The following is a 26,170-nucleotide window of genomic DNA, read 5'->3' on the forward strand; positions in this document are numbered from 1 at the left end:
ACATGGATATTGCACGCGGATCGATCCAACGGCCTCTTTATACGTGGCTGATCATGCTCTTTGCCCTGTTCGGGGGCATCTGGGGGTTTCTCAACCTGGGACGGCTGGAAGACCCGGCCTTTACCATCAAGAACGCGGTGATCCAGACCACCTATCCCGGTGCCACCGCCGAGCAGGTGGCGCTGGAGGTGTCGGAGCCGCTGGAATCCGCCATCCAGAAGATGGAGGAAGTGAAGGAAATCAGCTCGATGAACCGGCCCGGCGTGTCGGTGATCGAGGTGGAGATGCAGGACACCTATGACGGCAACGAACTGCCGGCGATCTGGACCAAGCTGCGCGCCAAGGTGCGTGATGCGGCGCGGAGGCTGCCGGAGGGGGTCAGCGAGCCGCTGGTCAACGACAGTTTCGGCGATGTGTTTGGCATCTTCTACGCGGTGACGGCGGAAGGCTTTACCGACAAGGAGAAATACGAGCTGTCCACCTATCTGCGGCGCGAGCTGTTGACGGTGGACGGTGTGGCCGATGTGGATATTGCCGGGCTGCGCAACGAGACCATCTATGTCGAGCCGGACATGCCGATCGCCACCAACCTCGGGGTGTCGGTGCAGGCGATCGCCAACGCCATTGCCACCTCGAACTCGGTGACGCCTGCGGGCGAGATCAAGGCGGGGACGGTCAATACGCTGATGCAGACGCCGGAAGGCTCCGACTCGGTGTCCGAGATCGCCGGGCTGACGGTGGGCGTTGGTGGCGAGACCATCAATATCATCGATATTGCCAATGTCTGGCGCGGGCGCGAGATCGACCCGAGCGAGATTATCCGTTTCAACGGGGTCGAGGCCTTTACCCTTGGGGTGTCGGGCATTGCCAATGAAAACATCGTCGATGTCGGGCACCGGGTGGATGCCAAGCTGGCGGAGCTGGATGGCGAAATCCCGGTCGGGGTCGAGCTGCATCCGATCTATCAGCAGCATATCGTGGTGGAGAAAGCCTCCAACGACTTTCTGGTGAACCTGGCGATGTCGGTGGCGATCGTGATCGTGGTGCTGGCCCTGTTCATGGGCTGGCGTGCGGCGATCGTGGTGGGCTCCACCCTGCTGCTGACGGTGGTGGGCACGCTGTTCTTCATGGCGATCTTCTCGATCGAGATGGAACGGATCTCGCTTGGGGCGCTGATCATCGCCATGGGCATGCTGGTGGACAACGCCATTGTTGTCGCCGAGGGGATGCAGATCTCCATGCAGCGGGGCAAATCCTCGCGCGAAGCGGCGCATGAGGCGGCCTCCAAGACGCAGATCCCGCTGCTGGGGGCCACGGTCATCGGCATCATGGCCTTTGCCGGTATCGGTCTCAGCCCGGATGCCACCGGGGAATTCCTGTTCTCGCTGTTTGCGGTGATCGGCATTTCGCTGTTGCTGAGCTGGCTGCTGGCGCTGACCGTCACCCCCTTGCTGGGGCATTATTTCTTCAAGCGTGGCACGGGCGAGGTGCAGGACAGCTATGGCGGTCTGCTGTTCCGGGCCTATGGCGCGCTGTTGCGCGCGGCGTTGAAGCTGCGCTGGCTGGTGGTCGCCGGTCTGGTGGCGATCACGGTGCTGTGTTTCATGGGCTTTGGCATGTTGAAGCAGCAGTTTTTTCCGAACTCCAACACGCCCTTGTTCTATGTCCATTACAAGCTGTCGCAGGGCACCGCGATCGAGACCACCTCGGCGCATATGGCAGAGGTCGAGGACTGGCTGGCAGCGCGCGATGACGTGGTGTCGGTGGCGACCTTCGTCGGCCAGGGGGCAACCCGGTTCCTGCTGACCTATTCGGCGCAGAAGGCCAACCCGAGCTACGGGCACCTGATCATCCGCACCGAGAGCCTGGAGCAGATCCCGGCCTTGCAGGCGGAGCTGGAATCCTACGGCAAGGCGCGGTTCCCCGAAGGCGAGTTCCGCACCGAACGGCTGGTCTTTGGTCCTGGCGGCGGCGCGCCGGTGGAGGTGCGGTTCTCCGGGCCCGATCCGGCGGTGCTGCGGCAGCTGGCGGAAGAGGCCAAGCTGGCACTGGAAGAGGCAAGCGACCTGACCCGTGACATTCGCCACGACTGGCGCGAGCAGGAGCTGGTGCTGAAACCGGTCTATGCCACGGATCGGGCGCAGACCGCCGGGGTGACCCGGGATGCGATCTCCAACGCGCTGGAGTTCTCCACCAACGGCCTGACCACGGGCGTGTTCCGGGAGCGCGAGCGCCTGATCCCGATCGTGATGCGCCGACCGATGGAGGAGCCTTACAACCTGATGAACCAGGTGGTGTTCTCCGAAGCCGCAGGCGCCTGGATCCCGCTGGAGCAAATGCTCGACGGGGTGACCTACGAGGTGCAGAACACGCTGGTCCATCGCCGCGACCGGGTCTACACCATCACCGTGGGGGCCGATATCGACAGCGAGGTGACGGCGGCCACGGTCTTTGGCGAAGTGCAGGCGGCGGTCGAGGCGATCGAGGTGCCCCGGGGCTTCAAGATGGAATGGGGCGGCGAGCACGAGAACTCCTCGGAGGCCAACGAGAGCCTTGGCAAGCAGCTGCCGCTGTCGCTCTTGATCATGGTGCTGATCTCGGTGCTGCTGTTCAACGCGATCCGCCAGCCGATCATCATCTGGCTCCTGGTTCCGATGAGCGTCAACGGCGTGGTGATCGGGCTGATGGGCACCGGCCTGCCGTTCACCTTTACCGCGCTGCTGGGTCTGCTGAGCCTGTCGGGCATGCTGATCAAGAACGGCATCGTGCTGGTCGAGGAGATCGACATCGTGCGCCGCGAAGAGGGACTGCCGCTGCGCGAGAGCATCGTCAAGGCCTCGGTCTCGCGTCTGCGGCCGGTGATGCTGGCGGCGGTGACGACCATCCTGGGCATGGCGCCGCTGATGAGCGATGCCTTCTTCGTCTCCATGGCGGTGACGATCATGGGCGGGCTGGCCTTTGCCACCGTGCTGACCCTGGTGGCCGCGCCGGTGTTCTACCTGATCTTCTTCAAGGGGGTGGAACGGCGCGAGCGGGCGGCAGCCGCGGCCTGAGCGGCATCCGGGCGCGGGCTGGCCTCGCGCCCTGGTGTCCTCTCGCGTCCTGGCGTCGCTGCGAGATAAGAAAAGCCCCGGGGACCTGTCCCGCGGGGCTTTTCCGTTTGGGGGAGATCAAGAGACGGCCATCCGTGAGGGGTGAGAGAGCAACGATGGCCTGGAGGGAACATGATCTTCCGCTGCCCTTCTGGGCTGCTCTATGCAGGGATCACTGTGACGCGGCGACCGAGTCGGCGCAACGCGAGCGGCGTTATACCAACGTAAAGATCTGACTCAATTGAGTGAAATTCTGCCGGGCTTTGCGTGTTCCACGCTTAGATCAGGGGCACCAGCGGGACGTCGCAGGCGGCAAGTGTGAGAAAGGTGCAAAGGCAGATCAGGTGTCGCATGGGGCTGGGCTCCGGCGTGGTGCGGCATGGAAACAGGCACAGGGATAGCCGGGAAACCTTTCGGCTGTATGAAAGCTGTGAAAGGCGCGCCTTGGGATGAACCGGGGGTGGCGGCAGCAGCGCAGGCCCGCAGGGCCTGCGCTGCTGCCGCCCGGATCGGATCGCCTGTGGCGATCCGACCGCCCTGCGGGCTCAAACAAGAAAACGCCCCCGGAACGGGGGCGTTTGCCGTTTTTTTAGAAAGGGCAGGGCTCAGCCCTGCAGGCTCTTCACCTCGACGTCGCCCTCTGCCTGCGCCTGGATGGCGCGGGCGGCGGCATGGGCGCCGGCGGCGGTGGTGAAATAGGGGATCTTGTCATAGAGCGCCACTTCGCGCATCGGCTTGGAGTCCTCGACCGCCTGAGCGCCTTCGGTGGTGTTCAGCACCAGCTGGATGCCACCGTCCTTGAGCATGTCGACCACATGCGGGCGGCCCTCGTAGACCTTGTTGACCACCGAACATGCAACCCCGTGACCGGAGAGCCAGCCTTGGGTGCCGCGGGTGGCGACCAGTTCAAACCCCTGATCCAGCAGGATGCGGGCGGTATCCAGCATCACCTCGGTCTTGTCGGTGTCGCGGATCGAGATGAAGGCGCGGCCCGCGCTGGGCAGCACCATGCCGGCCCCCATCTGCGCCTTGAGGAAGGCGCGCGCAAAGCTGCGGTCCCAGCCCATGACCTCGCCGGTGGAGCGCATTTCTGGGCCGAGGATGGTGTCGACACCGGGGAAGCGGGCGAAGGGCAGCACCGCCTCCTTGACCGAGAACCACGGCATGTCCGGGTCGGCCAGCGTCATCGGGTCGGCCATCGGCGTGTCGACGTCATAGCCCGCGTCCGGTTCATAGGGCGCGCGCTGCGGGAAGTTCGCCAGCGGCTCGCCCGCCATGATGCGCGCGGCGATGGAGGCAATGGCGCTGTCGGTGGCCTTGGCCACAAAGGGCACGGTCCGGGACGCACGCGGGTTGACCTCGATCAGGTAGATCTCATTGTCCTTGATCGCGAACTGCACGTTCATCAGGCCAACCACATTCAGCGCCTTGGCCAGCGCAAAGCTCTGCTCCTTGATGCGCTCGATCACATCCTTGTCGAGCGAGTAGGGCGGCAGCGAGCAGGCGCTGTCGCCGGAGTGCACGCCGGCCTCCTCGATGTGCTGCATGATGCCGGCCACATGCACGTCGGTGCCGTCGCAAAGCGCGTCCACATCCAGTTCCACTGCGCCGGAGAGATAGCTGTCCAGAAGCACCGGGCTGTCGCCGGAGACCACCACGGCCTCGTTGATGTAGCGCTTGAGGTGATCCATGTCGCGCACGATCTCCATCGCACGACCGCCCAGAACATAGGACGGACGGATGACCAGCGGAAAGCCGATCTCTTCTGCGATTTCAAGTGCTTGTGTATCCGTGGAGGCAATGCCGTTCTTCGGCTGCTTCAGGCCCAGCTCGTTGACCAGCGCCTGGAAACGCTCGCGGTCCTCGGCTAGGTCGATGGCGTCGGGCGTGGTACCGAGGATCGGGATGCCCTCGGCCTCCAGCGCGTTGGCGAGTTTGAGCGGGGTCTGGCCACCGAACTGCACGATGACGCCGTGCAGGGTGCCGTTCTCCTGCTCGACGCGCAGGATCTCCATCACGTGCTCCATGGTCAGGGGCTCGAAATACAGGCGATCCGAGGTGTCATAGTCGGTCGACACCGTCTCCGGGTTGCAGTTGACCATGATGGTCTCGTAGCCCGCGTCGGTGAGCGCAAAACAGGCGTGGCAGCAGCAGTAGTCGAACTCGATGCCCTGACCGATGCGGTTGGGGCCACCACCGAGGATGACGACCTTTTTCTTGTCCGACGGGCGCGCCTCGCATTCCACGTCGCCCATCATCGGGGCCTCGTAGGTGGAGTACATATAGGGCGTCTGCGCCTCGAATTCGGCGGCGCAGGTGTCGATGCGTTTGAACACGGCCTTGACGCCGAGATTGTGGCGGGCGCGGCGCACGTTGTCCTCGTCCCGACCGGTGAGCGCGCCGAGGCGGGCGTCGGTGAAGCCGAGCATCTTGAGCGCGCGCAGGCCGTCCTCACGCATCGGCAGGCCGTTTTTGCGCACGTCGCGCTCGGCGTCGATGATCTCGCGGATGCGGGCGAGGAACCAGGGGTCGAATTTGGTGACGGCCTGGATCTCGTCATCGGACAGCCCGTGGCGCATCGCCTGGGCGATGGTGCGCAGCCGGTCCGGGGTCTGCTGGCTGATCGCCTTGATGACGGCGGCCTTGTCATCCGAACCGACGCTCTCCCAGAGACCGGCCTGCACGCCGGGGATCTCGACCTCGTCAAAGCCGGTGAGGCCCGATTCCATCGAGGCCAGCGCCTTTTGCATCGATTCGTGGATGGTGCGGCCGATCGCCATCGCCTCGCCCACGGATTTCATCGCGGTGGTGAGGAAGGGCTCGGCACCGGCGAATTTCTCAAAGGCGAATTTCGGGATCTTGGTGACCACATAGTCGATGGTCGGCTCAAAGGAGGCCGGCGTCACCTTGGTGATGTCGTTGTCCAGCTCGTCCAGCGTGTAGCCCACGGCGAGTTTGGCGGCGATCTTGGCGATCGGGAAACCGGTGGCCTTGGACGCCAGCGCCGAGGAGCGCGACACGCGGGGGTTCATCTCGATCACCACCATGCGGCCATCGTCGGGGTTCACCGCCCATTGCACGTTGGAGCCGCCGGTCTCGACGCCGATCTCCCGCAGCACCGCGATCGAGGCGGTGCGCATGATCTGGTATTCCTTGTCGGTGAGCGTCAGCGCCGGGGCCACGGTGATGCTGTCGCCGGTGTGCACGCCCATCGGATCGACGTTCTCGATCGAGCAGACGATGATCGCGTTGTCCGCCTTGTCGCGGACCACTTCCATCTCGTATTCCTTCCAGCCCAGCAGGCTTTCATCGACGAGGATCTGGTTCACCGGCGAGGCATCCATGCCGGAGCGGCAGTAGTGGATGTAATCCTCGCGGTTGTAGGCGACGCCGCCGCCGGTGCCGCCGAGGGTGAAGGCGGGGCGGATGATCGCGGGCAGGCCGATGCCTTCGAGTTCCTCCAGGGCGATCTGCACGCCGGCCTCCAGATCCGCGGAGCCGTTTTCCTTTTTGGGCGCGGTGACGATGGTGGCGCGCGGGTTTTCCAGACCAAGCCGGTCCATTGCCTCGCGGAACAGCTTGCGGTCTTCGGCCATCTCGATGGCCTCGCGCTTGGCGCCGATCATCTCGACGCCGAATTTCTCCAGCACGCCCATTTCCTCGAGCGCGAGCGAGGTGTTGAGGCCGGTCTGACCGCCCATGGTCGGCAACAGCGCGTCGGGGCGTTCCTTTTCGATGATCTTGGCGACCACCTCGGGGGTGATCGGTTCGATATAGGTGGCGTCGGCCAGGCCCGGATCGGTCATGATCGTGGCGGGATTGGAGTTGACCAGGATGACGCGGTAGCCTTCTTCCTTCAGCGCTTTGCAGGCTTGCGCACCGGAGTAGTCGAATTCGCAGGCCTGACCGATGATGATCGGTCCCGCGCCAATGATCATGATCGACTGGATATCGGTTCTTTTGGGCATGGCGTGGCGTCCTCTTGGAAAACTATGCGGCGTGGCAGTCTGAATCAGGCGCGGGCAGCGCCCAAATTGTCCTGCGTTATAGGGAGCGAGACAAAAGGTGCAAGGGGGATCGGCCCTGTGATGCATTTTGCCGTTTTCGGGCCTTTCCCGCGGCAGGCAAACCGCTATATGCGGGGCTCCACCAGCCTGCGAGGAGACTCTGACGGTGCGACTGCGTTTTGACAATGGCCCGGTGAGCGGGGATCAGGGCGGAGCGGTTCGGTTTGCCGACCCGGTGCGGATGATCGCGGCCACCTGTGCGCAGGAGGTGCCGGATGCGCTGGCGGCCCTGGATGAGGCGCGCGCCGAGGGCTATTGGGTTGCGGGCTATGCCTCTTACGAGCTGGGCTATGCGCTGGAGCCGCGCCTGCTGGCACGGATGCCGGAGCGCCGGCGTCTGCCGTTGATGCAGTTCGGGGTGTACCATGCGCCGGCGCGCGCCGATGTTCCGCGCTGGGCGGGCGATGCGGGGTTTGGCGAGGCGGTGCCGCGCTGGGATGCGGCGCGCTATGCTGAGGCCTTTGACCGGGTGAAGGCGCTGATCGGGGCGGGCGACATCTATCAGGCCAATCTGACTTTTCCCATCGATGTGCCGGCCTGGGGCCGTCCGGAGGCGCTCTATGCGGCCTTGGCTGAACGTCAGCCGGTGGGGCATGGGGTCCTGATCGAGCAGGAGGGCCTGCCCGCGATCCTGTCGCGCAGCCCGGAGCTGTTCTTTCGCACCACGGGTGAGGGCGTGATCGAGACCCGCCCGATGAAGGGCACCCAGCCGCGCAGTGCCGATCCGGCGGAGGATGCGCGGCGGCGCGAATTCCTGCAGGCGGATGAGAAGAACCGGGCCGAGAACCTGATGATCGTGGATCTGTTGCGCAACGATATCAGCCGCGTGGCCGAGACCGGATCGGTGCGGGTGCCGGAGCTGTTCGCGATCGAAAGCTATGCGACCGTGCATCAGATGGTGTCGCTGGTGCGGGCGCGGCTGGCCGCGGGCTGTGGCCTCGCCGAGATCTTTGCCGCGCTCTATCCCTGCGGGTCGATCACCGGGGCGCCGAAGATCCGTGCCATGGAGGTGCTGCGCGACCTGGAGCCCTGGGCGCGGGACATCTATTGTGGCTCGATCGGCTGGGCGGCGCCGGACGGGCGGTCGGAGTTCAATGTGGCGATCCGCACGGTGCTGCTGGAGGGCGACCGCGCGACGTTCAATGTCGGTGGCGGGCTGGTCTGGGACAGTACCGCGGAGTCGGAATATGAGGAAGCGCTGTGGAAAGCCCGATTTGCACAGGTGACGACGCCGATTTCCGCCTGATCGAGACCTTCGGCTATGTGCCCGGCCGCGGTGTCGCGCGGCTGGCGCTGCACCTGGCGCGGATGGCGCGGTCGGCAGAGGCCTTTGGCATCGCCTTTGATGCCGCTGCGGCTTCGCGTTTGGTGACGGGGCTCGGGGGCGCGGCACCGCTGCGCTGTCGGATGACTCTGGCGGCAGATGGCGCGCTGGATCTGACCACATCGCCGATGCCGCCCGCTGCACCGATGTGGCGGTTTGATATCGCCGAGGCGCGGCTGGAGGCGGAGGACCCGTTCTTGCGCCACAAGACCACCCGGCGGGGGCTCTACGATCAGGTGCGGCACGAGCTTCCGAACGGGCTGCAGGAAATGGTGTTCCTGAACACGCGCGGAGAGCTCTGCGAGGGCACGATCACCAATATCGCCATCACCACCGCGCAGGGCGACAGGCTCACACCGCCGCTGGCCTCGGGCTGCCTGCCGGGGATCTGCCGTCAGAGCCTGCTGGAAGCGGGCGCGCTGCACGAGGCGGTTCTGACGATGGATGATCTGCGACAGGCGCGGGAGATCCACCTGATGAATGCACTGCGGGGACAGATTCCGGCGCAGCTTGGGCGCTAACCCGCGCGGCTCTGCCGAACAGGTGTTGCGGTCAGGATGCCGGAGGGGAATGGGGGGCAGCCGGTCCCCGCTGGGGACCGGCTGCGGCGCCACGCATCGCGCGGCGCCCGGCCCAACCGCAAGGTGTTGCCCTGCCTGTGCAGGGCGGCCCGCGTGGGCGGGAGGGCCCCCGTCCCCCTGCGGTGGTGCGAAACAGGGCGATCAGGACGCTCAATTGGCCCGGTTTGCTTGACAAGACCGGTCGAACCCTGTGTACGGGTGCGGATGAATTTTGCCCGGCGCTGATGCCCCGCATCGCGCCAGCCGCAGCCGAGAGAGACCAGATCCATGCACGCATACCGCAGCCACACCTGCGCCGAATTGAACAAATCCCACGTCGGCGAAACCGTTCGCCTGTCCGGCTGGGTCCACCGGGTCCGCGACCACGGCGGCCTCTTGTTCATCGACCTGCGCGACCATTACGGCGTCACCCAGGTGATGGCCGACCCCGACAGCCCGGTGTTTGCCGAGATCGAGAAGGTGCGCTCGGAATGGTGCATCCGCATTGACGGCAATGTCATGGCCCGCGACGACAGCCTGGTGAACCCGAAGATCCCGACCGGCGAGATCGAGGTGTTCATCCGCGACATCGAAATCCTCGGCAAATCCGAAGAGCTGCCGCTGATGGTCTTTGGCGAGCAGGAATACCCGGAAGAAACCCGCCTGCGCTACCGCTATCTCGACCTGCGGCGCGAGAAGATGCAGAACAACATGGTGCTGCGCGCGCAGATGATCCAGTCGATCCGCAAGCGCATGTGGGATCGTGGCTTCAACGAATACCAGACCCCGATCATCACCGCCTCCTCCCCCGAGGGCGCGCGCGACTTCCTGGTGCCGTCGCGCCTGCACCCGGGCAAGTTCTACGCGCTGCCGCAGGCGCCGCAGCAGTTCAAGCAGCTGATGATGGTGTCGGGCTTTGACAAGTATTTCCAGATCGCGCCCTGCTTCCGCGACGAGGACCCGCGCGCCGACCGTTCGCCCACCGATTTCTACCAGCTCGACATGGAAATGTCCTTTGTCACCCAGCAGGATGTGTTCGACACCATCGCGCCGGTGATGGCGGGCGTGTTCGAGGAATTCGGCAAGGGCCGCAAGGTGGATGCCGCCGAAGACTGGCCGCAGATCTCCTACAAGGACGCCGCCCTGTGGTATGGCTCCGACAAGCCGGACCTGCGCAACCCGATCAAGATGCAGGTGGTCTCCGAACATTTCCGCGGGTCCGGGTTCGCGATCTTTGCCAAACTCCTGGAGCAGGACGGCACTGAAATTCGCGCCATTCCGGCACCGACCGGCGGCAGCCGCAAGTTCTGCGACCGCATGAACGCCTTTGCCCAGAAGGAAGGCCTGCCCGGCATGGGCTATATCTTCTGGCGCGAGAAGGACGGCGAAATGGAAGCCGCCGGACCGCTGGCCAAGAACATCGGGCCAGAGCGCACCGAGGCGATCCGCCAGCAGCTGGGGCTGGGCGTTGGCGATGCGGCCTTCTTCCTTGGTGGCAAGCCGAAGACGTTTGAGGCCGTTGCCGGCCGCGCCCGCAACGTGATCGGCGAGGAGCTGGGCCTCACGGACAAGGACCGCTTTGCCTTTGCCTGGATCGTGGATTTCCCGATCTACGAGGCAGATGAGGAAACCGGCAAGATCGACTTTGAACACAACCCGTTTTCCATGCCGCAGGGCGGGATGGAGGCGCTGGAGGGCGACCCATTGGCTGTGCGCGGGTTCCAGTATGACCTCGCCTGCAACGGCTACGAGCTGGTCTCGGGGGCGATCCGGAACCACAAGCCGGAGATCATGTTCAAGGCCTTTGAAATCGCGGGTTACGGCAAGGAAGAAGTCGAAAAACGCTTTGGCGGCATGGTCAATGCCTTCCAATATGGCGCGCCGCCGCATGGGGGCTGCGCGGCTGGTATCGACCGGATGGTGATGCTCTTGGCGGATGAAGCCAATATCCGCGAGGTCATCATGTTCCCGATGAACCAACGCGCCGAAGATCTGATGATGTCCGCGCCCTCCGAGCCGATGTCGGAGCAGCTGATGGAACTTGGCCTGCGTGTGATCCCGCAGGACGACTGATGCTGAGGCGTCGGTAGACTGTGTTGGGGGCGGCCAGTTTGGCCGCCCCTTTTCTTCTGTCAGAGACAGTTTTCGCGGCTGCCAGGGCGGCGTGTTGCAACACGGAGGGTCTTGCCTGGCGCAGCTATCCTGAGGGGGGCGACGATCGAAGGCACGGTGATCCATATGCGGGTGCACGCGACCTGGTGCCCGGCGTGTCGCGCATTCTGTTCCGTTTTTGTTGGGCGCCTCGTCGGGGCGCTCTCTCGAGCCCTCACCGTCGTGTGGGTTGATCGCGACCCGAAACCGGAGATCCGTCAAGCCTGCGCAGCGAATGGCGACGATATTCCGCGTTCCAGCGTCCTGTCACCAAACCTGTCGCGAAAGGGGGGCTTGCAGGTGGGGGGGCTTGCCGGGGGCGCTCAATTCCGGGCGCAGTGACGACCGTAATGTATGGCCAGCAGAGGACCCGGGCCCGCTGATTGGACTGTTGGCGCAGGCGCGAATGATCCGGATCTAGCGCAGCCGGAACCGACGGCGGGAGGTGCGGGGTTTTCCCGCATCCGGCCGGCTCGGGATCAGACGGGACTGAAGCCCAAGGACGATGATCAGGGTCAGTGATGCGATCAGCAGTGTTTCCAGCATGATCAGATCGCGATCTTGCGCTGAAGCCGTTCCTGCACCAGATCGGCGATATGGGCGGCTTCGACGGCGATCGGGCCGCCGCTGCTGCGGGTTTCGGCCAGCCGGGTTGCGGCCTTGGCAAGCGGCGCATCTCCGACGCTGCGGGCCACACCGCCGAGGAATTGTGCCAGATAGTCCAGCGTCTTTTCATCGGCAGCTTCGCCCAGCACTTCGGCGGCGTGGGCCATATCGTCGCGAAAGGCGAGCAGGTCCGGTTCCACGGCTTCATCCGTCATCGGACGGGGGCCGAGCGGCTGGCGTTCGGGCGGCAGGTTGGACAGGATCGCGTTCTGAAACGCCGAGAGGGAGACGATCGGCTTGGGCAGGAAACTGTCGGCGCCGGCGGCCAGCGCGGTCGCTTCGGCGTTGTCATCACCGGAGATGCCCAGGATCACGGCAACGCGCGGATTGGCGTCGGCAAGCGACTGGATCAGATCCGCACCGGAGCCATCGGGCAGGCCGAGGTCGATGATCACCACCGAGGGGCGATAGACCTGGAGGTGCTTGCGCGCCGATTTCAGACTGTCGGCCCGTCGGATGCGTGCGCCGCTGCGCAAGCACAGAAGGCGCAGTGCCTCGCAGGCGTAGCGGCTGTCCTCGACCACCAGGATCGTCAACCCCAGAAGCGGGCGGCGTCCACTTCCCAGGCGGGTTGCCGAGGCAAAGAGATCCGAATCATCCATGTTCTGACCCTCACTGATTACATGGGTCGACGCTATGGATTCTGGGCTAACAACTCATTAACGGGGCGGGCTGTGACCACAGGACGCGGCGAGATACAGCTTCAGCGTGTGCGGATGGGCTTGCAACAAACATGCGGGTTTGATCTGTACGGGGACATATCATTTCCAACGCTGAGGGGCCTCGCCATGATCGGACGTCTGAACCATGTTGCCATTGCCGTGCCGGATCTTGAGGCCGCGGCGGCACAATACCGCGATACGCTGGGGGCCAAGGTGGGCGCGCCGCAGGCGGAGCCGGATCACGGTGTGACGGTGGTTTTCATCGAGCTGCCCAATACCAAGATCGAGCTGCTGCATCCGCTGGGGGAGGCCTCGCCGATCCAGGGGTTCCTCGACAAGAACCCGGCCGGCGGCATTCACCACATCTGCTATGAGGTCGAGGATATTCTGGCGGCGCGGGACCGGCTGCAGGCGCAGGGCGCCCGGGTGCTGGGCACCGGAGAGCCCAAGATCGGCGCCCATGGCAAGCCGGTGCTGTTCCTGCATCCCAAGGATTTCAACGGCTGCCTGGTGGAACTCGAACAGGTTTGAGACTAGATAGACCGCAAGTTGGCAAGGCGGCCGGATACGGGCCCTGATGCCGGCTGTGGCGTGTGGCGGGGCGCAGTCTTCCCCGTATATGAGAGGAATATTCCATGGGTATCACATCCGCGATCGTGCTCTATGCGGTGATCTGGTTCCTGACCTTCCTGGTGGTGATCCCCATCCGTCTGGAAACACAGGGCGACGTGGGCGAGGTGGTGCCTGGCACCCACGCCGGCGCGCCCGAGCGGCATTTCCTGAAGCAGAAGGCCTGGATCACCACGGCGGCGGCGGCGGTGCTCTGGGCGATCATTGCCGGGGTCATCCTGTCCGGCGCGATCAGCGTCAATGATTTCGACTGGTTCGACCGGCTGCCAGACCGTCCCTGACACCATCCCTGACGATCCGGTGATTGCCGTCGCCCCGCGCGGGTCTCGGCGCGTGGAGGCGAGACGGACGGGGAGGCTCCCGCCCGTTGGCCCGGTCTGGCACAGACCAGGCCGCCCGTTGGGCCCTGCGCCGGTCCTGGCGGACCGGCGCAGGGCGCCAGGATCGGACTTGGGCATGCCCTCGCCACCGGCGCATCCGCCGCGCCCCGCCAGGGGCGCGGCCGGGCCCAAGGCTGATTGGGTCGCATCTGTGATGCGGCGCACAGGCGCGGGAGCGCCCCCGGTGCCAGGCAGCCGGGGACCTCCGGTCACTCCGCCCGCCACAGGGCGTGGAAGATATGGGTGAAGGTGGCCGCGCCGAGGATCGGGATCACCAGGTTCACCAGAGGCAGCGACAGCGGCATCGCCATCAGCACACCCGCAGCCCAGATCGTGGCGCCATGACGGCGGCGCAGTCGTTTGGCCTCCACCAGGCCGACCCGGCGCGCGGCGGCGAGGGTGAAATACTCCCGCCCCAGCAGAAATCCGTTCAGCCCCCAGAAGATGAACAGGGCCGCCGGGGCAAACATCAGATACAGCACCAGCGCCAGCACATTGGCGGTGATCAGCACGCCGAGGAAGTTCACCGTGTCCTTCACCCCGTCCCAGACCGAGAGCCCGGGCACCGGCGCAAGATGCGGGTAGTGGCGGGCCTCCACCGCGGCAGCGACCTCATCCAGGAACATCGAGGTGATCGCCGAGGCGACCGGCACCATCAGAAACACCGACAGCAGCATCATGAAGAAGAACGAGCCCACCGACAGCAGGTCGTTGAGCCAGGTCACCTCGCCGATCAGGGGCAGGGTGGTTTCCGGCCCCACCATCCATTGGATCAGCATCAACAGCGCCGCATAGGCGACCACCAGCAGCGCGAAGGTCAGGCCGACGCCAAGGAACAGCACCCGGCGAAAGCGCGGGTCGCCGGTCTGGCCCAGGGCCTTGCCAAAGGCCGCAAAGATCATGTCTCGACCCAGCTGGTGAGCGCCGCCACATCGGGGCGCGGGCGGTCGGGCGGCACCGCACCTTCGGTGGCGATATGCACCAGCCCCGCGATGCGCTCGTTGGGGGCGAGGTCAAAGGCCGCCTCGCAGAAGCCCCGGTCGTGACTCATCCAGCCCGAGAGCCAGTTCGCCCCCCAGCCAGCCGCCAGTGCCGCGTTCAGCAGGGCCAGGCAGACCGCACCCGCGGAATAGGTCATTTCCAACGCCGGGATCTTGGGGTTGTCCTTCTGGATCTCCACCACCACCACGGCAAGCTGGCCGAGGTCGAACTGGCTGCGGGCCTTGGCGATGTCGTCCGCCGATTTGCCCAGGCGCGCGCCGGTTTCCTCGGTCAGCTGCGCCAGCCGCGCCATGGCGCCGTGTTCCACCACGATAAAGCGCCAGGGCTCCAGCTTGCCATGGTCCGGCGTGCGGGCGGCGGCGGTCAGGAGGTCCATCAGCTCCGCGCGGTCGGGCGCCGGGGCGACCAGGGTCTTGGCCGGGCGGGAGCGGCGACGGTGCAGGAAGTCGAGGACGGCCTCGTTGCGTTGCGGCATATGTAAAACCTCTTTACATTTGGTCTCCCCCTATGTCGGGCAGCGGGAGCGGGGTTTCAAGGGGAAAGGGGCCGGGCTGCGGACCTCGATGAGGGCGGGCACGCGGGGCTGGGACCGGATCGTCACAGGGTGTACGAGAGCGCAGGTCGGTCGTCCACTGGTGCGGCTGCACAGGCAGGCGAGCGATGACGCACATTGCGCAAAAAGGGGGATCGACATATGGCACGGCCAAAGGCGCGGGAACTGGCGGATCTGAGCGACCTTGCGCAGCCGGGGGCGGAGATCGCGGTGCGGGTGACGCCGCGATCAGCCTATAACGCGGTGGTGCGGCGGGGGGATGTCATCAAGGTGCTGGTGACGACAGTGCCCGAGGGCGGCAAGGCCACGGCGGATGTGCAGGCGCTGCTGGCCCGTGCCCTTGGTCTGGCACCGTCGCGGCTGGAGTTGCGGCGCGGCGCTGCCGCGCGGGACAAGGTCTTTGCCATCCGCAATGGCGATTAGGGACGGCCCGCGGCGGGGCCACAGCGCGCTCTGGTCTCCGGCGGCGCGCGGCAGATACAGGGAGGGCTGAGGCGGCCGTCGGCGGTGCTCAGTCGTTCTTTTCCAGCACCAGCCGATAGACGCCTTCGGGCAGATCCAGCGCCGCGGCAAGGTCCTGCACCTGTTCCGGCGACAGGGTGATGCGCTGCACGACATTGGTGCGCGGGTCGAATTGTTCGATGGTCACGCATTCGGCAAAGGCGTTCAGGATCACATCCTCGTTCAGATGCGTCTTGCCCTCGTCGACGAGTGTGATCACGGTGGAATCGAATTCGTGCTCGATGGTAAACATGTCTCCAGAGTGCCACCCTGTGCCCGTCTCTGGCAAGCCGGGATCGGAGGCGCCGGTCCGCTGGCACGCATTCCCGCCAACCGTTTGCACCCGCGCGGTGATCCGGTCTAGCGTGGAGGGGCTCTAGTTTTGGAATAGCATGCGCCGTTATCTGATTCTCATTCTCCTGTGGGTGGCAGGCTGTACCGGGGTGATGCCCGATGATCCGGCCTATCGCGCCTTTGTCGCGGTGGCGCAGGACGTGGAGCCCGTGGCGGAAGCCGAATGCATCAAGCAGAACCCCAACCGCAACTGCGATTTCGACGTGCAGCTGGATCTCGACCCGCAGGCGCCGGCCAATGCGTTCCAGACCGTTGATCGCAACGGGCGTCCGGTGGTGATCTTTACCGCCGCCATGCTGGAGACCTTTCGCAACCCAGACGAGATGGCCTTTGTGATGAGCCATGAGGTGGCGCATCACATCCTCGGGCATCTGGATCAGCAGCGGCGCAACGCGGTGCAGGGGGCGGTGTTCCTGGGCGAGCTGGTCTCGCTCGAAGGGGGGACACCGGAGGAAATCGCCAATGCGCAATATGTCGGTGCGGTGGTGGGCGCGCGCAGCTATTCCAAGGCGTTCGAGCTGGAAGCGGATGCACTGGGCACGGTGATCACCCATCTGGCGGGCTATCGCCCCAGTGTCGGGGTCCGCTTTTTCGAGCAGATCCCCGATCCCGGCGACGCGTTCCTCGGCACCCATCCGGCCAATCCGGACCGTATCCTGGTGGTCCGGGAGACGATCCGCACCTACGGGCTGAACTGAGGCAGGCAATGACACAGAATGACAAGGCCGCGACGCCGGCCCTGACCCGGCTTGGCGTGGTGCTGACAGATCGTGGGTCCAAATATGCGGTGAGCGGCGCGCCGGTCACCAGCCGCGCAGAGGTCGACGCGGTGCTGGCCGCGCTGAAGGAAGACCGCGCCTATGCCAAGGCCACCCACAACACCTGGGCGGCGATGCTGCCCACCGGCGCGCTCAAGGCCGACGATGGCGAAAGCGGCGCCGGCATGGTGATCCTGCGGATGATGGAGCGCGAGGAGATTGCCGATCACGTCATCATCGTCACCCGTTGGTACGGCGGCAAGAAGCTGGGCGGCGACCGGTTCCGCCGGGTGCAGGACGCGGTCCGCGCCTATCTGGAGGGGCGCTGAGGGTGGCAGGGGCGGATTTGACCTCGATCAAGGCGCGCGGCTGCGGCGGCGGGCATGGTGGTCCCCGTGAACAGGATCAGGAGCCGCGCCATGACCGACCCGGAGACACTGAAGACCCACGCCGACCTCTTTGACCGCATGGGGCGGGCCATGGGCCTCGACCTTGAACAGGAAGCCGTGAATGGCACGCTCAGGTTCGAGGAAATCGCCGAAGCGGTCCTGCGCTGCACCCGCTGCGCCTGCCCGCAGGTCTGTGACCGCAAGCTGGCCAGCCTGGAAGGCGAGATCGAGCGCACCCCGGATTACTGCCGCAACGCCGATCTGCTGGCCTATCTGAAGGAAGAGCAGGCGGTGGCAGCGGAGTAGGGGGCGGTCCCTGTCTTCCGACCGCAAGGATCGTCGAGACAACAAAAAGCCCCGCTCTTCCGGGCCGGAGGGGCGGGGCTTTGCTTGGTGTGACGAGCAATGCTCAGGACACTGGCGCTGACGTTTATCTGTTCACATTGTCAGACTTGGAGCGATCAGGATTGTCCCGCACATACTTGCGGTTCTTCACCTTGATAACGTGGGCGTCCGGGTGAAGACCTTTTTCGACTTCCTTGACAACTTCGCTACGACGCACGTTTTTGCGCCGTCCAATGTCGTAAGTCTCATTGCGACCGCCGGGGCCGTCATTGTTGCCTTTGATCTTTGTCATGCGTTCCACCCCGCATATTCCCGCGGTGCGACTTCGGGGAAGCGATGACCATTGATGACCTCGGAGACCCGCCCCTGGTTCAATGCGCCAAGGAGGGACGCGATTTGAGCCTGGTTGAGCGGCGTGAACTGCCAGAGCCATTTGATATAGGCGGCGAGGGTTGGGGTGAGCCGAGGGCTCGGACGTTTTTTCGGCATGGAAATTCTCCCATGTTGCCTGCGCAGCAACCGTTGAATTTTCCGCGTCACCGACTTACACTCGCTTTGCTAGGAGAGAGTGACAAGTGGTGACGAGGCAGGCCGAAAGGGTTGCTTGGACCATGGCCTCTTTTCAAAAGGCGAGGCCGCGATCTGCGTGCCTCGCCTTTTCCGTTTATAGCCACAACTCGTTAGAAATTCAATTAGTCGAATTCCTAACGCTCTCGGTGTCTGCCTTCTGCCGAAATGCGCCTATTTTTAAGGGCTGTCAAGGGGCATGGGGCGCTAATTCGAATAGTGGCGATAAGTCGCGCATGGCCGATCTGCATTTAGTGCAGGTCGCCTTGAGCAACGCTATATGCTGATGCGATTCGTTTTGGCGTTGACTTGATGCCAGCGCGGAGCCCTGAACCCGCTTTGTGTTCCGGGTAGGACAGTCCCCGACCTCGGGTGGGGGTGAAGCCCCCTCCCGTGGGGGAGGTCGGGGGCTGTCCGGCCTCTCGGCCGGATCGATCAATCGAGGTTAGCGCAGCGCGCCCCACAGATCATACTCCCCGGCCTCATCCACCTCGACCGTCACCAGATCGCCTACGTTCAGCCCTTCGGTGCCCTCGTCGATGAACAGGTTGCCGTCGATCTCCGGCGCGTCGGCCTTGGTGCGGCAGGTGGCGATGCCGTCTGCGTCGATGTCGTCCACGATCACTTGCATGGTCTGACCCACCTTGGCGGCCAGCTTGGCCTCGGAAATCGCCTGCGCCTTTTCCATGAACCGGTCCCAGCGCTCCTGCTTGACCTCTTCGGGCACGTGATCGGGCAGCGCGTTGGAGCGTGCGCCGTCGACGTTTTCGTATTTGAAGCAACCCACCCGATCCAGCTGCGCCTCGTCCATCCAGTCCAGCAGATGCTGGAACTCGGCTTCCGTCTCGCCGGGGTAGCCGACGATAAAGGTCGACCGCAGGGTAATCTCGGGGCAGATGGCGCGCCAGGCCCGGATTTCGTCCAGGGTCTTGGCCGCCGCTGCGGGTCGCGCCATGCGCTTTAGCACATCCGGGTGGGCGTGCTGGAAGGGGATGTCGAGATAGGGCAGCACTGCGTTGGCGGGATCGGCCATCAGCGGGATCAGCTCGCGCACCGAGGGGTAGGGGTAGACGTAGTGCAGCCGCACCCACAGCTCCTCCGCCGGGGCCAGCTCCCCCAGAGCGCGGGTGAGGTCGGTGATATGGCTGCGGACCTCGCCGTCCTTCCACGGGTTCACGTCATATTTGCGATCCAGACCATAGGCGGAGGTGTCCTGAGAGATCACCAGGAGTTCGCGCACGCCGGCGCCGACCAGCTTTTCCGCCTCGCGCAGCACCGCGTGGGCGGGGCGCGACGCCAGACGCCCGCGCATGTCCGGGATGATGCAGAACTTGCACTTGTGATTGCAGCCCTCGGAGATCTTCAGATAGCTGAAGTGGCGCGGGGTGAGCTTCACGCCCGCCGCCGGCAGCAGGTCCACAAAGGGGTTGGGCGCGGGCGGCACGGCGGCATGCACCGCGTCGAGCACCTGTTCGTATTGATGCGGGCCGGTCACGGCGAGGATACGCGGGTGGTGTTCGCGGATGTAGTCCGGCTCGGCCCCCAGACAGCCGGTGACGATCACCTTGCCGTTTTCCTTCAGCGCCTCGCCAATGGCCTCCAGGCTCTCGGCCTTGGCGCTGTCGAGAAAGCCGCAGGTGTTGACGATCACCGCATCGGCGCCGGAATAGTCGGCCGAGATGCCATAGCCCTCGGCCCGCAGCCGGGTGAGGATGCGCTCGCTGTCCACCAGCGCCTTGGGGCAGCCGAGCGAGACCATGCCGAGGGTCGGCTGGTCGGGGCGGGGGGCTGACCCGAAGGTGGGTTTCGGAGCAAGGTCGGGGCGGAGATCTGGCGGATTGCTGGTCATGGCCGTCGTATAAACCGCGCGGGCGGGCAAGGGAATGCAGGATTTGCATGCTCCGCTGACCGGCGCGCGCAGGCGGGGGCGGTATTCGGACGCTGCTTGGCGCAAAACACCCTTGGCCCGGCCCCCGCGCGCTGGTTAGGCTGGCTGCACCGCGATTTTGATGACGAAAGCCGATTGATGACTGATGCGCCCGAGACCCCGGAGGGCCTGCGCCCCGCCAATGAAAACCCCTGGTATGTTCTGATGACCCTTTATGGGGAGCAGGAGGGGGAGGAGGTTGATTGGGAATTGCACGAGAAAAACTCCAAGCTTTGGAACAGATTGGTATCGAATTCGATTGGAGAAGCGGTCAGAGAAAAGGCCCGAGAACTTGGCTTGAGTGTGCCAAGTCGCGAGGAATTCCACACTGCACGACCAGAGGCTTGGAAGCTTTTCAGAGAAGTGTATCGGACTCGAAATGAGTGTAATTGGCAGGGCCGCGCATTACCGCAGTTCCGTACGGGATTAGCTATGGGTGAGCTGCACTTCGAAAACACGCTCGTCATGCAGGGAATGATGATACCTCATTCCATTCTTCTAGATGGTTCGTTCTTCGATAAGGGGGTGGTTGCGGCAAGCACGGTGTTTGATGGGGGGGTGAGTTTCGATAACGTTGAGGCTGTTGCCGGAGTAGACGTCAACAAATCATACTTTTCAGGTTCTTTTAGCGCGCAAAATTCTACCTTTCACGGGTTGCTTGAGTTTCGCGAGACAGAGTGTTGCAACGACGTCGATTTTTCGAAGGTTTTAGTCAAGGGGGATCTGTTCGCCACTCACGCTAACTTCGGAGGTATTGCAAAATTCGAAGATTCGAAATTTAGCAGAGTGTATTTTCAGCGCGCTAAATTTCAGGGTGATGTTTCGTTCGCTAAGGTAGTATTTGGGGGAGAGGCGAAATTTCAAGTCGTTGAGTTTTCGGGTTCCTTAGACTTCCAGTTGTGTCACTTCAAATCCAATGCCTGCTTTCAAGGTGGAGTATTTAACTCGATAGCTGGCTTCCGCTCCACACAATTCGACGATGGCGCTTGGTTCACAACCGGACTGTTTCATAAGCGAGTGGATTTTGGGGAGGCCAAGTTTTACGGCATAACGGATGTTTCTAAAACCAATGTTACCCGCGCCATCAGGTTTGACGGGTGCGATTTTCAGGCGCCGGTGAGCTTTGATCATGCAACATTCTCGTCAAGCTACCCTCAACTGAATGGTACAAGTTTTCCTGATAACGTGACTTTTAGTGCCAACGATCAACACTGGCCGAAACACACGCCGCAGGACACTGCGGGTTCAAAGGAGGCATGTGCCACCATCCGGCATCTTCTGACCCAGCAAGGGCTGCCGGAGGACGCGCATTTCTTCTTTCGCCGGGAAATGCGCTTTGCCAGCCAGATCGGCTCATTCTGGCAGCGGCTGCCTTATCGGTTGTTCGGCTGGCTGTCCGACTTTGGGTATTCGATCCAGCGACCCCTTGTGTGGCTGCTGTGTCTGTGGGCCTTTGGCGGTGCTGCCTTCTGGGGCTATCTTGCGAGCTGTCGCGTGCCCACGCCGCCGGGGGTGGTGGAACGCCCGATGGGCACGGCGATGGCGCTGAGCTTTTCCAACCTGTTTCCGCTCTTTGGCTTTGGCCGGGTGTTTCTGAGCGAGGTGCTCGCGGGCTTGCCACGCTGGGCGCAGGTGCTTTCGGGGGCGCAGACCGTGTTGTCGCTGCCGCTGTTGTTTTTCCTCGGTCTGGCGCTGCGGCAGCGGTTTCGATTGCGCTGAGGTCGCGGCGGGCGGCTGCGGTGGATTGATCCCGCGCGCGAGCGGTGTAATCTGCGCCAAAGCCCACGTACCGCGGGCTCAATCCCGACGCACTCCCAGAAGGGGCCAAGACCTATGCGCCTGATTTTTCGTATCCTCTCTGCATTTCTGCTGACCATTGCCGTGGCGCTTGTGCTGCTGACCTTTCTGCCCGGGCAGAAGCTGGCCGAGCTGGCCGGACAGCAGATCGAGAAACAGACCGGGCGGCAGGTGGTTTTTGGCGGCGATGTGCGGTTTTCCTTCTGGCCGACGCTGGGCATCCAGGCGGACAACGTGGCCTTTGCCAATGCCGACTGGGCGGGGCCGGAGCCGATGCTGACGGCCGGTCGGCTAACCATCGGGGTGGATGCGGCGCGGCTGATCCGGGGCGATGTGCGGGTCACCGAGCTGACCGCGATCGTGCCGCATCTGAACCTGGAGACCCGGGCGGATGGCACCGGAAACTGGGTCTTTGAACCCGCTGAAGGGGCGGCGGGCGGCGCCGCGGCCGAGGGGGCGGGCGATGCGCAGGCCTCCTTTGCCATCGAGGCGATCTCGCTCAGCGGGGCCTCGCTGCGCTATGCGCCCTACGGCCAGGAGCCGGTGGAGATGGACCAGCTGGACCTCAACCTGCTGTGGCCGGAGCCCACCGGCACCGCGACTGTGGATCTGACCCTGCGTCCGGCGGGATCGCCGCTGCGGGTGCAGGGCGAGGTGGGCCAGTTTGCCCGTTTTCTTGGCGGCGAGGTGGCGTCGGTCGGGCTGACGATGACGGCGGCGGCGAGCAAGCTGCGGCTGGACGGGCGGGCGGATCTGACCGGGGCCTTTGACGGCCGCGTGACCGGCGCCAGCGAGGACACCCGCGCCCTGATGACGGCGCTGGGCCAAGCGCCGGTGGAGATCCCGCGGGGCCTCGGTCAGGCGGTTCAGGTGGCGGCGGACACCACCTATACGCCGGATGGCAAACTGGCCCTGCGCGACCTCAGCCTGACGCTGGATCACAACACCCTCGGCGGCGAGGCGGATCTGACGCTTGGCAGTGCGCCGATGCGGGTGACGGCGGCGTTGCGGGCGGATGTGCTGGATCTGAGCGCGCTGGATGCGCCGCAACCGGGGGCTGCCGGGGGCGGCGCTGCGGGGGCGGGTGCGCAGGGCTGGTCGAGCGATCCCATTGATGCCTCGGCGCTGGGGCTGCTGGACGGGCAGATCGGCCTTGATGTGCAGGGGCTGAAGACCACCGCGCTGACGCTGGGGCCAAGCCGGCTGAACCTGGTCATCGACCGATCGCGGGCGGTGTTGTCCCTGCTGCCGGTCCAGGCCTTTGGCGGTAGTCTTCAGGGCGAGCTGATCGCCAACAATCGCAACGGGTTGTCGGTGGCCGGGCGGCTGAGCTTTGCCGATGTGAAGATGCAGGAGGCGCTGGGGCAGCTGGCGGGCTATGACAAGCTGACGGGCGAGGCGCTGGGTTCGCTGGAGTTTCTCGGTGTCGGCAACTCCATGGATCAGATCATGCGGTCGCTTGATGGCAAGGGGACGCTGGAGATCGGCAAGGGGTTCTTTACCGGGTTTGACCTGCAGTCGATCATGGATCCCGACGGCGGCAATGGCGGCACCACGGTGTTCGACGGTCTGACCGCGAGTTTCAATATCGCCGATGGCACGCTGACCAATCAGGATTTCCTGGCCACGCTGGAGGCGCTGAAGGCCGAGGGGGAGGGGCGCGTCGGGATCGGGGCGCAGGATCTGGACTATACCTTTACCCCGACCGCCTTTGCCAGTGAGACCTCCGCCGGGGTGTCGGTGCCGGTGCGCATATCCGGGTCCTGGTTCGATCCGAAGATCAAGCCGGACCTGAGCAAGCTGGTGGAGCCGCAGCTGGAAGACGCCGAGGAGAAGGCGAAACAGGCGGTGAAGGACAAGCTGAGCGAGGAGCTGGGGGTGCCGGTGGAGACCGAAGAGGACCTGAATGACGCGCTGAAACGCCGGGTCGAGGAAGAGGCACGGGAGCAGTTGCTGAAATTCCTCGGCGGCAACTGAGGCCGCGTTCCGGACCGGGGCGCTGCCCCGGACCCCGGGATATTTGTCAAGAAGATGAAGGTGAAGAGCCGCGCCTCCTGTCCGGGGCGCGGCTGTTCTCTGTGGGGGCGCCGGTCAGATGGTCTGGTCGTAGTCGCCGACGGCGGGTTCGGTGCGGATCACGGCGTCGATGTCGGCGAAGATGGCGCGCATCTCGGCCTCGCTGTCGGAGCTTTCGCAGACCACCACCAGGTTCGGCGTGTTCGAAGACGCGCGCACCAGCCCCCAGGAGCCATTGTCGAGGATGACGCGGGCGCCGTTGACGGTGACCACCTCCTTGATGGCGCGGCCGGCAAAGGTGTCACCCGCCTCGTGTTTGGCGACGAGTTTCTGCACCAGCCGGTCGAGGATGTCGTATTTCTCGGTATCGGCGGCATAGGGCGACATGGTGGGGGTGGACCAGGTTTTCGGCAGCGCCTTGCGCAGGTCGGACATCTGCATGTCCGGGTTGCGGTCCATCAGCTTGCAGATTTCCACCGCGACGCGCATGCCGTCGTCATAGCCACGGCCCACCGGCTCTGCCATGAAGTAGTGGCCGGATTTCTCGAACCCCGCCAGCGCGCCGAGTTCGTGCACGCGGCGTTTCATGTGGCTGTGGCCGGTCTTCCAGTAGTCGGCGGTAACGCCATTGGCCTGGAGTTCCGGGTCGGAGGCAAAGAGGCCGGTGGATTTCACATCCGCGACGAAGGTGGCGTTCGGGTGCAGTTTCGACAGGTCGCGCGCCATGATGACGCCCACCTTGTCGGCAAAGATCTCCTCGCCCTCGTCATCGACCACGCCGCAGCGGTCGCCGTCGCCGTCAAACCCCAGCGCGAAATCCGCGCCCGAGGCGCGCACGCTGTCGGCCATGTCGTGCAGCATTTCCATCGCTTCGGGATTGGGGTTGTAGTGCGGGAAGGTGTAGTCGAGGGAATTGTGGCTCTCGACCACCTCGACGCCGATGCGTTTGAACAGGGCCGGTGCAAAGGCGGCGGCGGTGCCATTGCCGGTGGCGCAGACGACCTTGAGCTTGCGGGACATTTTGAAGTCGCCGACGAGGTCGTCCATATAGGCGTCCCAGACACCATCGACGAACTCATAGGCGCCGCCGGGGCGCGGCTCGCCCTTGCCGTTGAGCACGATGTCCTTCAGCTCTGCCATTTCGTCCGGGCCGTGGGTCAGCGGCATGTTGAAGCCCATCTTGACCCCGGTCCAGCCGTTGGGGTTGTGCGAGGCGGTGACCATGGCCACCGCGCAGCCGCCGAGGTGGAAGGACGAGAAATAGGCCATCGGCGTGATGCAGGGGCCGATGTCTTTGACTGTGATGCCGGCCTGCATGAGGCCGAGGATCAGGGCGTTCTTGATGGTCAGCGAATAGTCGCGGTAGTCGTTTCCGACGGCGATCACCGGGTCGATGCCATTGCGGATCATCTGGGTGCCAAGGCCGAGGCCAAGCGCGGTCATGCCGGGCAGGTTGATCTCGTTGGGGTATTTCCAGCGCGCGTCATATTCGCGAAAGCCGGTGGGCGTGATCATCGGATCGCGCAGGAATTCCCAGGTGTTTGGCGTCACATCGGGCAGCGGTTTGGTCATCGGAAAACAGGTCCTTTGGCAATCACATTTGGATCGGGTTGGCTTTGGCAAGCGCATCAAAGCCCATCAAAGTCTCAATCAATTGCGGCATGTCGCGGAGGTAAATCATATTCGGCCCGTCGGAGGGCGCATTGTCCGGATCCTCGTGGGTTTCGATGAAAACGGCGGCAATGCCCAAGGAAACGGCAGCCCGTGCCATCACCGGGGCGAATTCGCGCTGGCCGCCGGTGGAGCCGCCCTGGCCGCCCGGTTGCTGCACCGAATGGGTGGCGTCCATCACCACCGGGTAGCCGGTCTGCGCCATGCGGGGCAGGCCGCGCATGTCGGCCACCAGGGCGTTGTAGCCAAAGGAGGTGCCGCGCTCGGTCAGGAGGATCTTGTCGTTGCCGGTGCTTGCGACCTTGGACACCACATTGTCCATGTCCCAGGGCGCGAGGAACTGGCCCTTCTTGATGTTCACCGCCTTGCCGGTGTTGCCCGCGGCCAGCAGCATATCGGTCTGGCGGCAGAGGAAGGCCGGGATCTGCAGGATGTCGACCACGTCGCCGGAGATGCCGCATTGGGCTTCGGTGTGGACATCGGTCAGCACCGGCACGCCAAGGGTGTCACGCACATCCGCCAGAACCTGGAGCCCGGCGTCGATGCCGAGACCGCGCTTGCCCGACAGCGAGGTGCGGTTGGCCTTGTCGTAGGAGGCCTTGAAGACATATTGCGCGCCCACGGCGTCGCAGGCTTCCTTCATCTTGCCGGCGATCATCTGGGCGTGATCGGCGCTTTCCAACTGGCAGGGGCCGGCAATGACGGTCAGCGGACAGTCATTGCCAATGGTGAGACCATTGATGTCGATTTTTTTCATG

At 64.3% G+C, this 26,170-nt stretch carries 23 protein-coding genes; 12 read left to right on the forward strand and 11 right to left on the reverse strand.

Annotation, left to right across the window (positions count from 1 at the left end):
* Nucleotides 1-2 precede the first annotated feature (2 nt).
* A complete protein-coding gene (locus tag MHM97_RS05860; RefSeq protein ID WP_239320574.1) occupies nt 3-3,053 on the forward strand; it encodes an efflux RND transporter permease subunit in 3,051 nt (1,016 codons plus the stop codon).
* A 644-nt stretch (nt 3,054-3,697) separates the two neighbouring features.
* Here MHM97_RS05860 and carB read toward each other — a convergent pair.
* Nucleotides 3,698-7,060: a carbamoyl-phosphate synthase large subunit gene (carB, locus tag MHM97_RS05865; protein ID WP_239320576.1), complete on the reverse strand. Its 3,363-nt coding sequence runs from the start codon at nt 7,058-7,060 to the stop codon at nt 3,698-3,700.
* 205 nt (nt 7,061-7,265) lie between these two features.
* On the opposite strand from carB, the gene MHM97_RS05870 reads away from it, so the two are divergent.
* From MHM97_RS05870 to aspS, 3 genes are all read left to right on the forward strand, one after another.
* Nucleotides 7,266-8,405, forward strand: coding sequence for an aminodeoxychorismate synthase component I (locus MHM97_RS05870; protein WP_239320577.1), 1,140 nt, complete (start codon nt 7,266-7,268; stop codon nt 8,403-8,405).
* Nucleotides 8,360-9,004, forward strand: a complete 645-nt coding sequence (locus tag MHM97_RS05875; RefSeq protein ID WP_239320578.1) for an aminotransferase class IV family protein — start codon at nt 8,360-8,362, stop codon at nt 9,002-9,004. The genes MHM97_RS05870 and MHM97_RS05875 overlap by 46 nt, the downstream gene beginning before the upstream one ends.
* A gap of 327 nt (nt 9,005-9,331) precedes the next feature.
* Nucleotides 9,332-11,116 carry an aspartate--tRNA ligase gene (aspS, locus tag MHM97_RS05880; RefSeq protein ID WP_239320579.1) on the forward strand — a complete coding sequence of 595 codons (1,785 nt, stop codon included), beginning with the start codon at nt 9,332-9,334 and terminating at the stop codon, nt 11,114-11,116.
* Nucleotides 11,117-11,611: 495 nt separating this feature from the next.
* Here the strand turns inward: aspS and MHM97_RS22725 are convergent, their stop codons facing one another.
* Nucleotides 11,612-11,740 carry a hypothetical protein gene (locus MHM97_RS22725; protein WP_255729439.1) on the reverse strand — a complete coding sequence of 43 codons (129 nt, stop codon included), beginning with the start codon at nt 11,738-11,740 and terminating at the stop codon, nt 11,612-11,614.
* A 2-nt stretch (nt 11,741-11,742) separates the two neighbouring features.
* The gene (locus MHM97_RS05885) at nt 11,743-12,462 is read right to left on the reverse strand and encodes a response regulator (protein WP_239320580.1); all 720 of its coding nucleotides are present in this window, start codon (nt 12,460-12,462) and stop codon (nt 11,743-11,745) included.
* 186 nt (nt 12,463-12,648) lie between these two features.
* Here MHM97_RS05885 and mce point away from each other — a divergent pair, with 186 nt between their 5' ends.
* A complete protein-coding gene (gene mce / locus MHM97_RS05890) occupies nt 12,649-13,053 on the forward strand; it encodes a methylmalonyl-CoA epimerase (RefSeq protein WP_239320582.1) in 405 nt (134 codons plus the stop codon).
* Between the two features lie 104 nt (nt 13,054-13,157).
* Nucleotides 13,158-13,433 (forward strand): DUF1467 family protein, encoded by a 276-nt coding sequence (locus MHM97_RS05895; RefSeq protein WP_239320585.1) that lies wholly within the window; start codon nt 13,158-13,160, stop codon nt 13,431-13,433.
* A 308-nt stretch (nt 13,434-13,741) separates the two neighbouring features.
* On the opposite strand, the gene MHM97_RS05900 is transcribed toward MHM97_RS05895, so the two are convergent.
* Both MHM97_RS05900 and MHM97_RS05905 read right to left on the reverse strand, forming a co-directional pair.
* Nucleotides 13,742-14,434 carry an EI24 domain-containing protein gene (locus MHM97_RS05900; RefSeq protein ID WP_239320621.1) on the reverse strand — a complete coding sequence of 231 codons (693 nt, stop codon included), beginning with the start codon at nt 14,432-14,434 and terminating at the stop codon, nt 13,742-13,744.
* Nucleotides 14,431-15,009 (reverse strand): nitroreductase family protein, encoded by a 579-nt coding sequence (locus MHM97_RS05905; RefSeq protein ID WP_239320624.1) that lies wholly within the window; start codon nt 15,007-15,009, stop codon nt 14,431-14,433. Before MHM97_RS05905 ends, MHM97_RS05900 begins: the two co-directional genes overlap by 4 nt.
* 219 nt (nt 15,010-15,228) lie before the next feature.
* Here MHM97_RS05905 and MHM97_RS05910 point away from each other — a divergent pair, with 219 nt between their 5' ends.
* Nucleotides 15,229-15,510 (forward strand): DUF167 domain-containing protein, encoded by a 282-nt coding sequence (locus MHM97_RS05910; RefSeq protein WP_239320627.1) that lies wholly within the window; start codon nt 15,229-15,231, stop codon nt 15,508-15,510.
* Between the two features lie 88 nt (nt 15,511-15,598).
* Here the strand turns inward: MHM97_RS05910 and MHM97_RS05915 are convergent, their stop codons facing one another.
* Nucleotides 15,599-15,841: a hypothetical protein gene (locus tag MHM97_RS05915; RefSeq protein WP_239320630.1), complete on the reverse strand. Its 243-nt coding sequence runs from the start codon at nt 15,839-15,841 to the stop codon at nt 15,599-15,601.
* Nucleotides 15,842-15,980: 139 nt separating this feature from the next.
* On the opposite strand from MHM97_RS05915, the gene MHM97_RS05920 reads away from it, so the two are divergent.
* The 3 genes from MHM97_RS05920 to MHM97_RS05930 all read left to right on the forward strand — a co-directional run bounded on the left by MHM97_RS05920 (nt 15,981) and on the right by MHM97_RS05930 (nt 17,395).
* On the forward strand, nt 15,981-16,640 hold the full coding sequence (locus MHM97_RS05920) for a M48 family metalloprotease (protein ID WP_239320633.1): 660 nt from the start codon (nt 15,981-15,983) through the stop codon (nt 16,638-16,640).
* 8 nt (nt 16,641-16,648) lie between these two features.
* Nucleotides 16,649-17,029: a YigZ family protein gene (locus MHM97_RS05925; RefSeq protein ID WP_239320636.1), complete on the forward strand. Its 381-nt coding sequence runs from the start codon at nt 16,649-16,651 to the stop codon at nt 17,027-17,029.
* A gap of 90 nt (nt 17,030-17,119) precedes the next feature.
* Complete coding sequence (locus MHM97_RS05930) at nt 17,120-17,395, forward strand: DUF6455 family protein (RefSeq protein ID WP_239320639.1); 276 nt, start codon at nt 17,120-17,122, stop codon at nt 17,393-17,395.
* Between the two features lie 124 nt (nt 17,396-17,519).
* On the opposite strand, the gene MHM97_RS05935 is transcribed toward MHM97_RS05930, so the two are convergent.
* The 3 genes from MHM97_RS05935 to rimO all read right to left on the reverse strand — a co-directional run bounded on the left by MHM97_RS05935 (nt 17,520) and on the right by rimO (nt 19,850).
* Nucleotides 17,520-17,726: a hypothetical protein gene (locus MHM97_RS05935; protein ID WP_239320642.1), complete on the reverse strand. Its 207-nt coding sequence runs from the start codon at nt 17,724-17,726 to the stop codon at nt 17,520-17,522.
* The gene (locus tag MHM97_RS05940; protein WP_239320645.1) at nt 17,723-17,923 is read right to left on the reverse strand and encodes a hypothetical protein; all 201 of its coding nucleotides are present in this window, start codon (nt 17,921-17,923) and stop codon (nt 17,723-17,725) included. Before MHM97_RS05940 ends, MHM97_RS05935 begins: the two co-directional genes overlap by 4 nt.
* Nucleotides 17,924-18,446: 523 nt before the next feature.
* A complete protein-coding gene (gene rimO / locus MHM97_RS05945; protein WP_239320648.1) occupies nt 18,447-19,850 on the reverse strand; it encodes a 30S ribosomal protein S12 methylthiotransferase RimO in 1,404 nt (467 codons plus the stop codon).
* A gap of 96 nt (nt 19,851-19,946) precedes the next feature.
* On the opposite strand from rimO, the gene MHM97_RS05950 reads away from it, so the two are divergent.
* Nucleotides 19,947-21,647: a pentapeptide repeat-containing protein gene (locus MHM97_RS05950; RefSeq protein WP_239320651.1), complete on the forward strand. Its 1,701-nt coding sequence runs from the start codon at nt 19,947-19,949 to the stop codon at nt 21,645-21,647.
* A 114-nt stretch (nt 21,648-21,761) separates the two neighbouring features.
* On the forward strand, nt 21,762-23,702 hold the full coding sequence (locus tag MHM97_RS05955; RefSeq protein ID WP_239320653.1) for an AsmA family protein: 1,941 nt from the start codon (nt 21,762-21,764) through the stop codon (nt 23,700-23,702).
* Between the two features lie 114 nt (nt 23,703-23,816).
* Here MHM97_RS05955 and MHM97_RS05960 read toward each other — a convergent pair whose 3' ends face one another.
* Nucleotides 23,817-25,313, reverse strand: coding sequence for a phosphomannomutase/phosphoglucomutase (locus tag MHM97_RS05960; protein WP_239320655.1), 1,497 nt, complete (start codon nt 25,311-25,313; stop codon nt 23,817-23,819).
* A 22-nt stretch (nt 25,314-25,335) separates the two neighbouring features.
* Entirely contained in the window at nt 25,336-26,169 is an 834-nt protein-coding gene (gene kdsA / locus MHM97_RS05965) for a 3-deoxy-8-phosphooctulonate synthase (protein ID WP_239320657.1), read from the reverse strand.
* Nucleotide 26,170 lies beyond the last annotated feature (1 nt).

Origin of the sequence: Epibacterium sp. Ofav1-8, assembly GCF_022348185.1 — a bacterium.
In the GTDB taxonomy this organism is placed as follows: domain Bacteria; phylum Pseudomonadota; class Alphaproteobacteria; order Rhodobacterales; family Rhodobacteraceae; genus Epibacterium.